Source organism: Falsiroseomonas algicola (genome assembly GCF_011040385.1).
In the GTDB taxonomy this organism is placed as follows: domain Bacteria; phylum Pseudomonadota; class Alphaproteobacteria; order Acetobacterales; family Acetobacteraceae; genus Falsiroseomonas; species Falsiroseomonas algicola.
The window spans coordinates 1-13,787 of record NZ_JAAIKB010000001.1 but is presented as its reverse complement, the minus strand read 5'-3'; the positions used below and the strand labels follow the sequence as shown (position 1 = coordinate 13,787).

Here is a 13,787-nt window from a genome sequence, read left to right as displayed (position 1 = left end):
ACGCCCCATGACCACCAGGCTTCCCGAGGTTGATGTCGTCCTTGTCGGCATGGGCTGGACCGGCGCGCTGCTGGCGAAGGAGCTGACGGATGCGGGGCACCGCGTCGTCGGCCTGGAACGCGGGCATCCGCGGCAGACCGTGCCGGATTTCCAGTCCCCCACCATGCATGACGAGCTGCGCTACGCCGTGCGCCACGGCCTCATGCTCGATCCCGCGACGGAGACGGTGACCTTCCGCAACTACCAGGCGGAGGTCGCGCTGCCGGTGCGGCAGCTCGGTTCCTTCCTGCCCGGCAATCACCTGGGCGGCGCGGGCGTGCATTGGAACGGCCAGACCTGGCGCTTCCAGGAAAGCGACTTCGTGCTGAAGTCGCATCTGGAGCAGCGCTATGGCCGCGGCATCATCCAGGAGGGGCTGACGATCCAGGATTGGGGCGTCACCTATGCGGAGCTGGAGCCGCATTACGACCGCTTCGAGAAGATCTGCGGCATCGGCGGCAAGGCCGGCAATCTGCGAGGCCAGATCCAGCCCGGCGGCGATCCCTTCGAGGCGCCGCGCAGCGACGAATTCCCGAACCCGCCCATGCCGCAGCCCAACGCGGCGGCGCTGTTCACCCGCGCCGCGGCGGAGGTGGGCGCGCATCCCTTCCCCGTGCCGACCGCTAATCTCAGCCGCCCCTACCGCAACCCCTATGGCTGCGAGATGCAGCCCTGCAACGCCTGCGGCTTCTGCGAACGCTTCGGCTGCGAGCATTTCGCCAAGGCCAGCCCGCAGGTCTGCGTGCTGCCGGCACTGATGGGCAAGCCCGAATTCGAGCTGCGCACGCTCTGCACCGTCACGAGAGTCGAATACGACCGCACGGCAAAGCGGGCGACGGGCGTGACCTACATCGACGGCATGGGGCGGGAGGTGTTCCAGCCCGCGGGCCTCGTGATCCTCTGCGCCTTCGCCTACCACAATGCGCGGCTGCTGCTGCTCTCCGGCATCGGCCAGCCCTACGATCCCGCGACGGGCGAAGGCAGCGTCGGCAAGAACTACACCTACCAGACCATGGCCGGTGTCTCCGTCTTCATGGATGAGGGCACGCGCATCAACCCCTATATGGGCGCGGGCGCGCTGGGGGCCGCGATCAACGACTGGAACGGGGAGGCATTCGACCACGGCGGCCTTGGCTTCGTCGGCGGTGGCTACATCGCGGCCTATACGACCGGCGGGCGACCGATCGAGCATCACCCGGTGCCGGGCGATACGCCGCGCTGGGGCAGCGCGTGGAAGCAGGCGGTGAAGCGGCACTACAACTCCACGCTCTCCCTGTCCGTGCACGGATCGTCCATGCCGCATCGCGGCAACTACCTGGACCTGGACCCCACCTACAGGGACAGCCTCGGCAATCCGCTGCTGCGCATGACCTTCGACTTCCCGGCCAATGACCGGCTGATGGCGGATTTCGTGACGGACAAGGCGGAGGAGATCGGCCGCGTCATCGCCGCCCCCCGCAACGGGCGCGTGGAGGCGAGCCGGCGGCGCGGGCGCTACAGCGTCGTGCCCTACCAGACCACGCACAACACGGGCGGCACCATCATGGGCACGAACCCGCGCGACAGCGTGCTGAACCGCTACCTGCAGTGCTGGGACGCGCACAACGTCTTCGTCATGGGCGCAAGCACCTTCGCACACAATCCAGGCTACAACCCGACCGGCACGGTGGGGGCGCTGGCGCTCTGGGCCGCGCGGGCGATCCGGGACGACTACATGCGCGACCCGCGCCCGCTGGTGCAGGCATGAGGGCCGCGTTCGGCATCGCCGTGGCGATCGCGGTGGTGGGCGGCGTGGCGGCGGAGGAATTGCTGGGCGCGCGCCCCGATCCGCAGCGCATCGCCAGCGGCCGCGCGGTGGCCGCTGGCAGCGGCGGCCAGGGGCAGCAGGGGGCCTGCTTCTCCTGCCACGGCTTCGATGGCGCGGGGCAGCAGGCGGCGCTGTTCCCCGCGCTGGCGGGGCAGAGCGCGGAATACCTGCTGCTGCAGCTCGACCGCTATGCCAGCGGCGCGCGGCGGAACGAGGTGATGTCCCCCATCGCCGCGGCGATGACGCCGGAGCAGCGGCGCGATGTCTCGATCTACTACGCCACGCAGCCCGTGCGGGTGCCGGAGCCGCAGCCGCTCGGCGACGTCATGCTGTTGCAGCGCGGCGGCATGCTCTCGGCCTCCGGCGGCGCCGATATCGGCGTGCAGGCCTGCCAGAACTGCCACGGCCCGGCCGGCATCGGCATCGCGCCGATCTATCCGCGCCTGGCCGGCCAGCCCGCGGGCTACCTGGCCGCCAGGCTGACCGCATGGCGCGATGGCGAAGCGCCGGCCGAGGGCGCGTCCCACCAGGCGATGGCGCAGATCGCGAAGCGATTGTCGGATGACGACATCAAGGCCGTCTCGCTCTACTTCGCCAGCGTCCGCCAGGCGGCCGCCAGCACCGGCACCGGGGTGCTGCGATGAGGCGCGCGCTGATCGCTTGCGCGCTGCTGCTGGCCGGCACCGCGGCGGCGCAGCAGGCGCCGCGCTTCGGCATGGCCCCGCTCTGGCCCGCGCCGCAACAGGCGCAGCCCCAGGCGGGCGACCCCCGTGCCGGTCGCGCCGTGGCCGTGGGCGGGGAGCGTGAGGCCGGGTGGTCCTGCGTGTCCTGCCACGGCATCGACGGCGCGGGGGATGGCAGCGGCGCCTTTCCGCGGCTCGGCGGCCAGCCGGCCTGGTACCTCTATCGCGCGCTGCAGGATTACGCGCAGGGGCAACGGCCGAATGCGGCGATGACGCCCATCGCGCGCGGGCTGACCGACCGGCAGATGCAGGATGTCGCCGCCTGGTATGCGGCGCAGACGGCGCCGATCCCGGCGGCACCCACCGCGCCTGCGCGCGTCACGCAGCTGGGCGCATCCCTGCATGCCGTGGGCGCGCCCGATCGCGGCGTGACCGCCTGCGTGCAATGCCATGGCCAGCGTGGCGAGGGCGGCCCGCCGGGCGTGCCGGCGCTGGCGGGGCAGTATGCCGGCTACACGGCGTTGCAGCTGCGCCTGTGGAAGCATGGCGCCCGGGGGCCCGGCGCGCTGGCGGTGATGCCGGCCATCGCCGCGGGGATGAGCGAGGAGGAGATCGACGCCGTCGCGCTCTGGTTCGCCTCCCTCCGCACGCCGTGAGGCGCTTCACGATCATCGCGGCGCTGCTCCTGATGGGCTGCGGGGAGGATCCTGTCCCGACCATCGCCGGCGGCGATGCGGCGGAGGGGCGCAGGATCGTCGCCGCGCAGGGCTGCACGGCCTGCCATGTGGTGCCCGGTTCCGGCGCGCCGCAGGGCCATGCGGGGCCCTCGCTGCAGGGCTTCGCGCGCCGCGGCTACGTCGCCGGCGTGCTGCCGAACACGCCGGACAACCTGATCCGCTTCCTGCGCGACCCAGCGGCGATCGCGCCGCGCACCGCCATGCCGGCGCCGGCGCTGGATGACGCGCAGCTCCGCCATGTCGCGGCCTTCCTGGTGACGCTGCGATGAACAGCCAGAACGTCTTCGACACCGCCGGGCCGGATGGCGACAGGCTCGCGACGCTGGCCTGGCTGCTCTTCGGTGGCGGGCTGATCCTGTTCGTCGCGGTGCTGGGCTTCCTGCTCGTCGCGCTCTATGGCGCGGCGCGGGTGCGGCGCACGCTCGGCAATCCGCGCTTCATCGTGGCGGGCGGCATCGTCATGCCCGTGGTGGTGCTGACGGCGCTGCTGCTGCACACGCTGGGGCTCGCCCGCGCACTCGGCCTGCCCATGCCCGGCGGGGAGCCGCCGCTGCGGATCGAGGTGATCGGCCACCAGTTCTGGTGGGAGGTGCGCTACCCCGGCACGCTGCCCGGCGGCGGCATCGTCACCGCCAACGAGATCCGCATCCCGACCGGCCGCGACGTGGTGCTGGAAGTCACGGCCAGCGACGTGATCCACAGCCTCTGGATCCCCGCGCTGCACGGCAAGATCGACATGATCCCGGGCCTGGTGAACCGGCGCACCATCCGCGCCGACCGGCCCGGCGCGATGCGCGGGCAATGCACGGAATTCTGCGGCACGCAGCATGCGCTGATGGCCTTCATGGTGGTGGCGGAAACGCCGCCGGCCTACGAGGCCTGGCTGGACCGCCAGCGCCTGCCCGCCGCCACGCCGCCGCAGCATGAGATGGGGCGGGCCGTCTTCGCCGCCGCCGGCTGCGGCGGCTGCCATGCCGTGCGCGGCACGGAATGGGATGCGCGGATCGGGCCGGACCTGACGGCACTCGGCGGGCGGCTCACCATCGGCGCGGGCACCCTGCCGATGAACGAGGGCACGATCGCGGGCTGGATCGCCGGCGCGCAGGACCTCAAGCCCGGCAACCGCATGCCGAGCTTCGCGAATGCGCTGGATGGCCCGGAACTCCGCGCCGTCTCCGCCTGGCTGGAGAGCCTGAAGTGACCCCGACCCAAGCGCTGCCGAACCCCCTGCCCCGGCCGGAGGGGGAGCTGGAGGCGCTGGAGGAAGTCTGGAAACGTCCGCGCGGCTGGCGCTTCGTCACTGTCGTCAACAACAACTGGATCGGGGTGCTCTACCTCGGCACCGCCGGTCTGTTCTGCGTCTTCGCCGTCATCCTTTCGCTGCTGATGCGCGCGCAGCTGACCGTCGGCGGTAACGACATCCTGGAGGCCGGGACCTACAACCAGGTCTTCACCGTGCATGGCACGGCGATGATGTTCCTCTTCGCCGTGCCGGCGGTGGAGGCGCTGGGCGTCTACCTGCTGCCCGCCATGCTGGCGGCGAGGGACCTGCCCTTCCCGAGGCTCTCGGCCTATGCCTTCTGGGCCTATGCCATCGGCGGCTTCTTCTTCTTCCTCTCGCTGTTCTGGGGTGTCGCCCCCGATGGCGGGTGGTTCATGTATCCGCCGCTGACCGGCAAGGAATACTCGCCCGGGATCAACGCGGATTTCTGGCTGCTCGGCATCGGCTTCATCGAGATCAGCGCCATCGCCGGCGCCATCGAGATCATCGTGGGCGTGCTGCGCAACCGCCCGCCGGGGATGACGCTGGGCCGCATGCCGATCTTCGCCTGGGCCATGCTGGTCTTCGCGGTGATGATCGTCTTCGCCTTCCCGGCAGTGATCCTGGCGACCATCCTGCTGGAGCTGGAACGCGCCTTCGACTGGCCCTTCTTCCTGTCGGCGCGCGGCGGCGATCCGCTGCTGTGGCAGCATCTGTTCTGGTTCTTCGGCCACCCGGAGGTCTACATCATCTTCCTGCCGGCCGCCGGCGCGGTTTCCATGATCGTGCCGGCCATGGCCGGCACGCGGCTTGTCGGCTACGGGCTGGTGGCGACGGCGCTGGTGGCGACGGGCTTCCTGAGCTTCGGGCTCTGGGTCCACCACATGTACGCCACAGGGATCCCTTCCCTGTCGCTCGCCTTCTTCAGCGCGGCGTCCTTCGCCGTCGCGGTGCCGACCGGCGTGCAGGTCTTCGCCTGGATCGCGACGCTGGCGTCGGGCCGCCCGCGGATGGAGGTGCCGATGCTCTTCGTCATCGGCTTCCTCTTCATCTTCGTCCTCGGCGGGCTGACCGGCGTGATGGTGGCCGTCGTGCCCTTCGACTGGCAGGCGCACGACACCTACTTCATCGTGGCCCACCTGCACTACGTGCTGATCGGCGGCATGGTGTTTCCTTTGTTGGCCGGCCTCTACTACTGGGCACCGCTGGCGTCGGGCGGCGGGTTGCGATACGGGCGCTGGGTGTTCTGGCTGCTCTTCGGCGGCGTCAACCTGACCTTCTTCCCGATGCATGTCGCGGGGCTGATGGGCATGCCGCGGCGCGTCTGGACCTATCCCGAGGGGATGGGGCTGGAGCTCTGGAACATCCTCTCCACCATCGGCGCGGGTGTCTCCGCGCTGGGGATCGTGCTGCTGATCGCGGACCTCGCGAAGAACTTCCGCATGTCCTCGGGCGGGACGGATTCCAATCCGCACAAGGCGGGATCGCTGGAGTGGCTGCCCCAGGGCAACTACAACACGCGGAGCATTCCCCTCATCACCTCCCGCGACCCGCTCTGGGACCAGCCCGGGCTGGCGGCGCAGGTGGAGGCCGGGCAGCACTTCCTGCCGGGGACCGTGAGCGGGCGCCGGGAGACGCTGGTGACCAGCGCGGTCGATGCCGCACCGCAATACATCGCCATCGTGCCCGGGCCTGGCTGGGCGCATGTCATCGCCGCTGTCGGCACGGCGGGCTTCTTCCTGGCGCTGACGGTGCAATGGGTGATGATCAGCGCGGCCTTCGGCGCGGTGGCGCTGGCGGCGGTGCTCTACTGGCTGTGGACCGGCACGGATCTCGGACCCGTGCGCGGGCCGGCCGATATCGGCGGCGGCTACACGCTGCCGCTCTACGTCACGGGGCGCGACAACCTCGGCTGGTGGGCCGTGGTGGTGCTGATGCTGGTGGATGGCACGGTCTTCGGCTGCGTCGCCTTCACCCACATCTTCCTCTGGCTGTCTAACGGGCCGGAATCCTGGCCGCCCTCCGGCACCACCCTGCCCGGCCTGATGGCGCCCGCGATCAGCGCCGCGCTGGTGGCGGCGAGCGCGGCGGTGGTGATGCTGTCCGATGCCGTGCTGAAGCGCGGCGGGCGATGGGCGGTGGCGGCGCTGCTGCTGGTGGCGCTGGCGCTGCTCGGCGCCGGCATGGGGCTCGACCTGCAGGCGCTGTGGGAGGCCGGCGTGCGGCCGACCGCGCATGCCTTCGGCGCCTCGCTCTACGCCAACCAGTTCTGGCAGCTTCTGCACCTCGGCATCATCGCCGTCATGGCGATGTATGTGGTGGCGCGCATCGCGGCGGGGCTGGTGGGTGCCGTGCGGCGGGTGAGCTTCGACGTGGTGCGGCTGTTCTGGTTCTACGTCGTGGGACAGGCGCTGGCGGGGCTGGCGCTGACGCACCTTTTCCCGCGCGGCGCGGGGGTGGCGTGATGGGCGTCGCGGCCTCCCTCCTCGGCATCGTCATCTGGGCGCTGCATTTCGGCCTGGTCTATGGCGGCCAGGCGCTGGCCTGCGAGGTCGGGCGGCCCAGCATCGTCATGCCGCTCGTCATCGGCGCCAGCGTGGTCGCGCTGGCGCTGCTGCTGGTCCTGGCCGTGGTGGCGCGGCGCAGCCGGGGCGGCTTCCTCGGCGGACTCGCGGTCGGCATCGCGGCCTTCTCGGCGCTCGCGGTGGTGTGGGAAGCGGCACCGGTGCTCGCCCTGCCGGCCTGCTGAATGGAACCATCGGGGTGCGCGGCGCGCTTTCCGCCGGGACATTCGAAGGAGCATTTGAGCATGGCCAATGAACTGAGCGGCAAGAAGGTCGCGGTGCTGGCAACCGATGGCTACGAGCAGGTGGAGCTGACGGAGCCCGTGCGCGCGCTGAAGGAAGCGGGTGCGAGCGTCTCCATCGTCTCCATCAAGTCCGGCACCATCCAGGGCTTCAAGCATGACGAGAAGGGCGACAGCGTTGCCGTCGACCAGACGCTGGATGAGGCCAAGGCCGAGAGCTTCGACGCGCTGGTCCTGCCCGGCGGCGTGATGAACCCGGACACGCTGCGCATGACGGAGAAGGCGGTGGTCTTCACGAAGCACTTCGTGCAGTCCGGCAAGCCCATCGCCGCTATCTGCCATGGCCCATGGACGCTGATCGATGCCGAGGGCGTGCGCGGCCGGCGGATGACGTCCTGGCCGTCGCTCAAGACCGATCTGCGGAACGCCGGCGCGCAGTGGGAGGATTCGGAGGTCGTCACCGACCAGGGCCTCGTCACCAGCCGCAACCCCGGCGACATCCCGGCCTTCTGCCGCAAGATGATCGAGGAGTTCCGCGAGGGGCGCCACGAGCGTCGCGGCGCGAATGACCAGGGCGCATCGCGCGCGGCGGGCTAAGCTTCCAGGTCGCGCGACAGCGCGACCAGGTCACGGGTGTGGGGGTGCTGGGCCTGGCCTGCGCGCAGGCTGGCGACATCCAGCGCCTCCACCACCTGGCCCTGCTGCATGACCGCGAGGTGCGCGCAGAGATGCGCCACCACCGCGAGGTTGTGGCTGACCAGGATGCAGGTGAGTTGCCGCGCGGCGCGGAGGTCCGCCAGCAGGTTCAGCACCTCCGCCTGCACCGACACATCCAGCGCGCTGGTGGGCTCGTCCAGCAGCAGCACGGAGGGGTCGGCGATCAGGGCGCGGGCGATGGCGACCCGCTGGCGCTGGCCGCCGCTGAGCTGGTGGGGGTAGCGGAAGCGGACGATGGGGGAGAGCGCGACTTCCTCCAGCGCGCGGCGGATGCGGGCCTCGGCATCGGAAAGCCCATGGATCGCCAGCGGCTCCGCCAGGATGCGGTCCACGGTCTGGCGGGGATGCAGCGAGCCATAGGGGTCCTGGAACACCATCTGCACACTGCGGAAGAAGGCGCGGTCGCGGCGGGCGCCGAGGGGCCTGCCCTGCAGGGTCATCGCGCCCGTCCAGCCAGGGATCAGCCCGGCCAGCGCGCGCAGCACCGTCGATTTGCCGGAGCCGCTCTCGCCGACCAGGCCGAAGCTCTCCCCGGCCGCGATGGCGAAGGAGACGCCGCGCACGGCATGGACGCCGCCGAAGCGGACATGGAGGTCCTGGACCTCGATCATGCCAGCCAGGCCGGATCGCGCGTGAGGACGGGGAGCCGCGCGCGCGGCGCATCGAGGCGCGGCATGCAGTCCAGCAGGCCCCGCGTATAGGGATGGGTCGCGGCGTGCAGGTCCTTCGCGGCCACCTCCTCAACCACCCGGCCCGCATACATGACGGCGACGCGGTCGCAGAAGCGAAAGACCAGCGGCAGATCGTGGCTGATGAGCATCAGCCCCATGCCGCGGTCGGAGACTAGGCGGTCAATCAGCCGCAGGATCTCCGCCTGCACGGTGGCGTCGAGCGCGCTGGTGGGTTCGTCCGCGATCAGCAGGTCGGGCTCCGGCGCCAGCATCATCGCGATCATCACGCGCTGGCCCATGCCGCCGGAGAGCTCGTGCGGATAGGCGTCGAAGACGCGGCGGGGGTCGCGGATCAGCACCTGTTCCAGCAGGCGCATCGCGGCGTCGCGGGCGTCCCGCGCGCTGCCGCGCTGATGGGTGGCCCAGGCCTCCGCGATCTGCGCGCCGGCGGTCATGACGGGGTTGAGCGAGAATTTCGGGTCCTGGAGCACCAGGCCGATGCGGGCGCCGCGCAGCTTCCGCATGGCGCGGGGCGTGGCGGCCGCGATGTCGATGCCATCGAAGCGCAGCGACCCCGCCACGCGCGCCTGCGGCGGCAGCAGGCGCATCAGCGCGCGCCCGGTGACGGATTTGCCGGAGCCGGACTCGCCGACGATGCCGAGCTTCTCCCGCCCCATGGTCAGCGACACGCCGCGCACGGCGGGCACGAAGCCGTTCGGGCCCGGGAAATCGACGCGAAGATCCGCGATCTCAACCAGGGGATGCGTCATCGCTGCTTCGGGTCCAGCACGTCCCGCAGCCCGTCGCCCAGCAGGTTGAACGACAGGGAGGCGAGGAAGATGGCGATGCCCGGGATCACCGGCACCCACCACTGCTCCAGGATGAAGCGCCGCGCCGTCGCGATCATCGTGCCCCATTCCGGCAGCGGCGGCTGAGCCCCAAGGCCGAGGAAGCCGAGCCCCGCCGCCGTCAGGATGATGGAGGACATGTCGAGCGTGACGCGCACCACCAGCGACGGGATGCAGACCGGCGCGACGTGCCGCAGCACGATCCGCCAGGGGGAGGCGCCGGCCATGCGCACGGCGGATATGAAGTCGGCATCGCGGATGCGCAGCGCCTCCGCCCGCGCCAGCCGGGCATAGGGCGGCCAGGCCGTCAGCGCGATGGCGGCGATGGCGCTCTCCACGCCGGGCTTCATGGCGGCGACGAAGGCCAGCGCCAGGATCAGCCGTGGGAAGGCCAGGAAGACATCCGTGGCCCGCATCAGGATGCGGTCCAGCCATCCGCCCGCGTAACCGGCCGCGCAGCCCACCAGCAGGCCGACAGGCGCCACCAGCAGCACCACGGCGACGACCATGCCGAGGGTGATCCGGGCGCCGTAGAGGATGCGCGACCAGACATCCCGCCCCAGCTCATCCGTGCCGAACCAATGCTCGGCGGAGGGCGGCTGCAGCCGGTTGGCAAGGTCCTGCGCGCCGGGGTCATGCGTCGCGAGCAGCGGCGCGAAGACGGCCATCACCAGCATGGCCAGCGCCACCGCGAGCCCGGCGACGGCCAGCGGATCGCGGCGGAAGGCCAGCCAGGCCTGGTAGCGCCGCCCCCAGGCGGCCTGGGCGCGCGACGCGGGTTGGTCGCTCAGGAGCCATGCCCGGCTGATCATCGCACGCGCGGGTCCAGCAGGCGGTAGAGGAGGTCGGCGAAGAGGTTCAGCGCGACATAGATCAGCCCCACCACCAGCGTCGCCCCGAGCACGGCATTCATGTCGGCATTCAGCAGGGACACCGTCAGGTACTGGCCGAGGCCGGGCCAGGAGAAGATCGTCTCCGTCAGCACCGCGCCTTCCAGCAGCCCCGCATAGGTCAGCGCCAGCACCGTGACCAGCGGGATGGCGATGTTGCGGAAGGCGTGGCGCCAGATGATGCGCGTCTCCGACAGGCCCTTGGCGCGGGCGGTGGTGACGTATTCGGAGGACAGCTCCGCCAGCATGAAGGCGCGCGTCATCCGGGCGATATAGGCGAGGGAGAAGAAGGCCAGCACCCCCGCGGGCTGGGCGAGGTGCGCGAGGGCGTCCCAGAAGGCGCCCCAATCCCGCGCCAGCGCCGCATCGAGGGTCAGCACGCCGGTCCGCACATCGACCATGTCCTCATAGGCGATGCCCTGCCGCCCTGGCCCGGGCGCCCAGCCCAGCTTCGCGTAGAACAGCAGCAGGGACAGCAGGCCGAGCACGAAGACCGGCAGGGAGTGCCCCGCCAGGCAGAAGAGCCGCACCGCCTGGTCCGTCCAGCTGCCCGCGCGCACCGCCGCCAGCACGCCGATCGGCACGCCGACCAGAGCGGCCAGGATGATCGCGACCGTCGCCAGTTCGAAGGTGGCGGGGAAGAAGCGGGCGATGTCCTGGGTGACCGGGTTCGCCGTCATCACCGAGCGTCCGAGGTCGCCCTGCGCGATCTGTACGACGAAGCGGAAGAACTGCTCGATCAGCGGCCGGTCGAGGCCGAGTTCGAGCCGCGCGCGCTCCACCACCTCCTGCGGCGCGCGGTCGCCGACGATGGCCAGCACCGGGTCGATGGGCACGACCCGGCCGATCAGGAAGGTCACCAGCACCAGGCCGAACAGCGTGATCGGCACGGTGACCAGCGTCGCGCCAAGGGCGCGGAGCCTCACGCCTTCACGATTCCGGCGAAGTTGGTGCGGTCGCTCATCGGGCCGAGCTCGAGGCCCGTGACATTGGCGCGCGTCACCGCCACCTCGATCTCCTGCAGCATGATGACGAAGGGCGAGACCTGCTGGTGTTCGCGCTGCAGCGCCTGGTAGGTGGCGACGCGACGCGCGCTGTCGGTATCCGTCACGGCGGCCGCGGTGCGGGCGGTGATCTCCGGGATCTCCCAGCTCGCGCGCCAGGCCAGGGTGCGGTTCCGGGCATTGTCGCCATTGTCCGGGTTCATGCTGAAGGCCTCGGCATTGCTGTGCGGGTCGAAATAGTCGGACCCCCAGCGGACAATCGCCATCTCATGCTGCCGGGCGCGGGTCTTCGTGATGACCTGCCGCATCTCCCCGGCCACCATCCGCAGCCGGATGCCGACGGCGCCGAGCTGCGCCTGGATGGCTTGGGCGATGTCGGAGATGGGCGCGCCGGAGGAGTAGTCGAGCGCCACTTCCAGCCCGTTCGGGTAGCCGGCCTGGCGCAGCAGGGCGCGTGCTTCCTCCTGCCGCTGGGCGAAGGGTTTCTCCGTCAGCGCGCCGGGCAGGCCTTCCGGCAGGAAGGCCTGGTGCACGGCATAGGTGGTGGAGACGATGTTGCGCTGGATGCCTTCATAGTCGATGGCGAGCTTGATGGCCTGGCGCACCTCCGGCTTCGCCAGCGCCGGATGGCGCTGGGACAGGCTGAGATACATCAGGCTCGCCTTGCGCTGCGGCATGATGCGGAAGCGGTTGTCGTTGCGCAGCCCATTGATCTGGTCCGCCACCAGGTTGCGGGCGATGTCGATGTCGCCGCGCTGCAGGCCGAGCAGCTGGGCGGAGCTGTCCAGCATGTGGCGGATGACGATTCGCCGCGTGCGGGGCGCGGGATCGGCATTCGGGTTGGCGTCGAGCATCACGCTCTCGCTGGCCCGCCACTGGCGCAGCACATAGGCGCCGCCGCCGGCGGAGTTCTGCTTCAGCCATCCATTGCCCAGGTCATCACCCTGGGCGCGCGCCATGACGACGGCCTTCTCCACGATCGAACCCACCGCGGCGGAGAGGCAGTAGTAGAGGAAGCTTGCCGAGGTCGGCGCGGCGCATTCAAGCACCAGCGTGCGGGCATCGGTGGCGCGGATGCGCTGCTCCGCATTCTCCCTGGTGAAGCCGAACTGGTTGATGATGAAGGCGGGCGACTTGTTGAGGATGGCGGCGCGACGGAGCGAGAAGGCCGCGTCCTCCGCCGTCACGATCGCGCCAGAAGCGAATTTAACCCCTGATTTCAGCGTGAACGTAAAGATTCGGTTATCAGACGTGGTCCAGCTTTCCGCGAGGTCGCCGACCAGCCGCGCCGGATCCTCATTCGGCGTGGTCACCAGCTTCCGGTAGACGTTCCCGATGATTTCGGTGCCGGTATATTCGAATGCCTCCGCGGGATCGAGACTCGTGATGTCGTCGATCTGCTTGGCCATGACGATGACGCCAGGCGGCGACTGTGCCGCGGCAGGCGCGATGGCCGGCGCGGCCAGCGCGGCGGTTCCGGTGGCGAGCAGGGTGCGGCGGGTGAGGCTGGGATGCATCGGGCGGTCCTCCGGCGATGCGGGAAGCCTAGCGGCAGCGATGCCGGGCGGGGAAGCCCGGCCGCGATTCTCGCTTAATGCGACACGATTTTACTTCAGAGACATTCACGCAATCGTGAGTTGGTATCGCCCGTGGCTGGGGCGTCGCGATGATCCGCATAGGTTGAGACGATGCGAATGGCATTCTCATCGGCGGATGTCCGCCATTTTCCGACGATCTGGGATGGCGCCAGGCATGACTCGTCTAAAACTTAAGACAAACTTAAGTCTTGCAACCCTGAGGCGCACCGATCATAAAACCGTTACGGGCTCAATATTGATACACGCCGCAGCCAGGCCCGAGCCGCGGTGAACACCTACCCACCCATGGCCGCGCCGTGGGGCAGACCAGAAAGGGATCACCCCATGTCCGATTTCCGCCGCCTCCTCGCCGCCCTCCGCCAGGACGAGAAGGGTGTCACCGCCCTCGAATACGGCCTGATCGCCGCCATCCTCGGCGCCGCCGTCATCACGGCCTTCACCACCCTCGGCACCGGCCTCGGCACCTTCTTCACCAGCGTCGTCGCCAAGCTGACGCTCTGATCCGCCGAACCGCCCTCCAGAACGGAACGCCACCATGTCCCTCGCCGATTTCCGCCGCCTCGTCGTCGCCCTCCGCCAGGACGAGAAGGGCGTGACCGCCCTCGAATACGGCCTGATCGCCGCCATCCTCGGCGCCGCCGTCATCACCGCCTTCACCACCCTCGGCACCGGCCTCGGCACCTTCTTCACCAGCGTCGTCGCCAAGCTGACGCTCTGATCCGCCGA

Annotated in this window: 15 protein-coding genes; 10 read left to right on the top strand and 5 right to left on the bottom strand. The window is 70.2% G+C overall.

Annotated features, from left to right (window positions below; translation table 11 throughout):
* The first annotated feature begins 7 nt into the window (after positions 1–7).
* The 8 genes from G3576_RS00075 to G3576_RS00040 are packed head-to-tail and all read left to right on the top strand — an operon-like array spanning position 8 to position 7,930.
* The gene (locus tag G3576_RS00075; protein ID WP_164692299.1) at positions 8–1,786 is read left to right on the top strand and encodes a GMC family oxidoreductase; all 1,779 of its coding nucleotides are present in this window, start codon (positions 8–10) and stop codon (positions 1,784–1,786) included.
* A complete protein-coding gene (locus tag G3576_RS00070; RefSeq protein ID WP_164692298.1) occupies positions 1,783–2,490 on the top strand; it encodes a c-type cytochrome in 708 nt (235 codons plus the stop codon). Before G3576_RS00075 ends, G3576_RS00070 begins: the two co-directional genes overlap by 4 nt.
* Positions 2,487–3,185 (top strand): c-type cytochrome, encoded by a 699-nt coding sequence (locus G3576_RS00065; protein WP_164692297.1) that lies wholly within the window; start codon positions 2,487–2,489, stop codon positions 3,183–3,185. Before G3576_RS00070 ends, G3576_RS00065 begins: the two co-directional genes overlap by 4 nt.
* Positions 3,182–3,535, top strand: a complete 354-nt coding sequence (locus G3576_RS00060; protein ID WP_207622588.1) for a c-type cytochrome — start codon at positions 3,182–3,184, stop codon at positions 3,533–3,535. The genes G3576_RS00065 and G3576_RS00060 overlap by 4 nt, the downstream gene beginning before the upstream one ends.
* Entirely contained in the window at positions 3,532–4,467 is a 936-nt protein-coding gene (locus G3576_RS31175; RefSeq protein ID WP_164692296.1) for a cytochrome c oxidase subunit II, read from the top strand. The genes G3576_RS00060 and G3576_RS31175 overlap by 4 nt, the downstream gene beginning before the upstream one ends.
* Positions 4,464–6,992 (top strand): cbb3-type cytochrome c oxidase subunit I, encoded by a 2,529-nt coding sequence (locus G3576_RS00050; protein ID WP_328728139.1) that lies wholly within the window; start codon positions 4,464–4,466, stop codon positions 6,990–6,992. Before G3576_RS31175 ends, G3576_RS00050 begins: the two co-directional genes overlap by 4 nt.
* A complete protein-coding gene (locus G3576_RS00045) occupies positions 6,992–7,276 on the top strand; it encodes a hypothetical protein (RefSeq protein WP_164692294.1) in 285 nt (94 codons plus the stop codon). The genes G3576_RS00050 and G3576_RS00045 overlap by 1 nt, the downstream gene beginning before the upstream one ends.
* Before the next feature lie 60 nt (positions 7,277–7,336).
* Entirely contained in the window at positions 7,337–7,930 is a 594-nt protein-coding gene (locus G3576_RS00040) for a type 1 glutamine amidotransferase domain-containing protein (protein WP_164692293.1), read from the top strand.
* Here the strand turns inward: G3576_RS00040 and G3576_RS00035 are convergent.
* Genes G3576_RS00035 through G3576_RS00015 form a run of 5 tightly spaced genes read right to left on the bottom strand, consistent with a single transcriptional unit; the run spans position 7,927 to position 12,980 of the window.
* Positions 7,927–8,661: an ABC transporter ATP-binding protein gene (locus G3576_RS00035; RefSeq protein ID WP_164692292.1), complete on the bottom strand. Its 735-nt coding sequence runs from the start codon at positions 8,659–8,661 to the stop codon at positions 7,927–7,929. The genes G3576_RS00040 and G3576_RS00035 overlap by 4 nt on opposite strands.
* Complete coding sequence (locus tag G3576_RS00030; protein WP_164692291.1) at positions 8,658–9,491, bottom strand: ABC transporter ATP-binding protein; 834 nt, start codon at positions 9,489–9,491, stop codon at positions 8,658–8,660. Before G3576_RS00030 ends, G3576_RS00035 begins: the two co-directional genes overlap by 4 nt.
* A complete protein-coding gene (gene nikC, locus G3576_RS00025; RefSeq protein ID WP_164692290.1) occupies positions 9,488–10,381 on the bottom strand; it encodes a nickel transporter permease in 894 nt (297 codons plus the stop codon). Before nikC ends, G3576_RS00030 begins: the two co-directional genes overlap by 4 nt.
* Entirely contained in the window at positions 10,378–11,385 is a 1,008-nt protein-coding gene (locus tag G3576_RS00020; protein WP_164692289.1) for an ABC transporter permease, read from the bottom strand. The genes nikC and G3576_RS00020 overlap by 4 nt, the downstream gene beginning before the upstream one ends.
* A complete protein-coding gene (locus G3576_RS00015; RefSeq protein ID WP_164692288.1) occupies positions 11,382–12,980 on the bottom strand; it encodes an ABC transporter substrate-binding protein in 1,599 nt (532 codons plus the stop codon). Before G3576_RS00015 ends, G3576_RS00020 begins: the two co-directional genes overlap by 4 nt.
* 405 nt (positions 12,981–13,385) lie before the next feature.
* Here G3576_RS00015 and G3576_RS00010 point away from each other — a divergent pair, with 405 nt between their 5' ends.
* Positions 13,386–13,562 carry a Flp family type IVb pilin gene (locus G3576_RS00010; protein ID WP_164692287.1) on the top strand — a complete coding sequence of 59 codons (177 nt, stop codon included), beginning with the start codon at positions 13,386–13,388 and terminating at the stop codon, positions 13,560–13,562.
* Positions 13,563–13,596: 34 nt separating this feature from the next.
* Positions 13,597–13,779 carry a Flp family type IVb pilin gene (locus G3576_RS00005; protein WP_164692286.1) on the top strand — a complete coding sequence of 61 codons (183 nt, stop codon included), beginning with the start codon at positions 13,597–13,599 and terminating at the stop codon, positions 13,777–13,779.
* The last annotated feature ends 8 nt before the right edge of the window (positions 13,780–13,787 follow it).

Coding starts and splice junctions, on each gene's coding strand:
- G3576_RS00075 (WP_164692299.1), top strand. CDS start 8: ATGACCACCAGGCTTCCCGAGGTTGATGTCGTCCTTGTCGGCATGGGC.
- G3576_RS00070 (WP_164692298.1), top strand. CDS start 1,783: ATGAGGGCCGCGTTCGGCATCGCCGTGGCGATCGCGGTGGTGGGCGGC.
- G3576_RS00065 (WP_164692297.1), top strand. CDS start 2,487: ATGAGGCGCGCGCTGATCGCTTGCGCGCTGCTGCTGGCCGGCACCGCG.
- G3576_RS31175 (WP_164692296.1), top strand. CDS start 3,532: ATGAACAGCCAGAACGTCTTCGACACCGCCGGGCCGGATGGCGACAGG.
- G3576_RS00045 (WP_164692294.1), top strand. CDS start 6,992: ATGGGCGTCGCGGCCTCCCTCCTCGGCATCGTCATCTGGGCGCTGCAT.
- G3576_RS00040 (WP_164692293.1), top strand. CDS start 7,337: ATGGCCAATGAACTGAGCGGCAAGAAGGTCGCGGTGCTGGCAACCGAT.
- G3576_RS00035 (WP_164692292.1), bottom strand. CDS start 8,661: ATGATCGAGGTCCAGGACCTCCATGTCCGCTTCGGCGGCGTCCATGCC.
- G3576_RS00030 (WP_164692291.1), bottom strand. CDS start 9,491: ATGACGCATCCCCTGGTTGAGATCGCGGATCTTCGCGTCGATTTCCCG.
- nikC (WP_164692290.1), bottom strand. CDS start 10,381: ATGATCAGCCGGGCATGGCTCCTGAGCGACCAACCCGCGTCGCGCGCC.
- G3576_RS00015 (WP_164692288.1), bottom strand. CDS start 12,980: ATGCATCCCAGCCTCACCCGCCGCACCCTGCTCGCCACCGGAACCGCC.
- G3576_RS00010 (WP_164692287.1), top strand. CDS start 13,386: ATGTCCGATTTCCGCCGCCTCCTCGCCGCCCTCCGCCAGGACGAGAAG.
- G3576_RS00005 (WP_164692286.1), top strand. CDS start 13,597: ATGTCCCTCGCCGATTTCCGCCGCCTCGTCGTCGCCCTCCGCCAGGAC.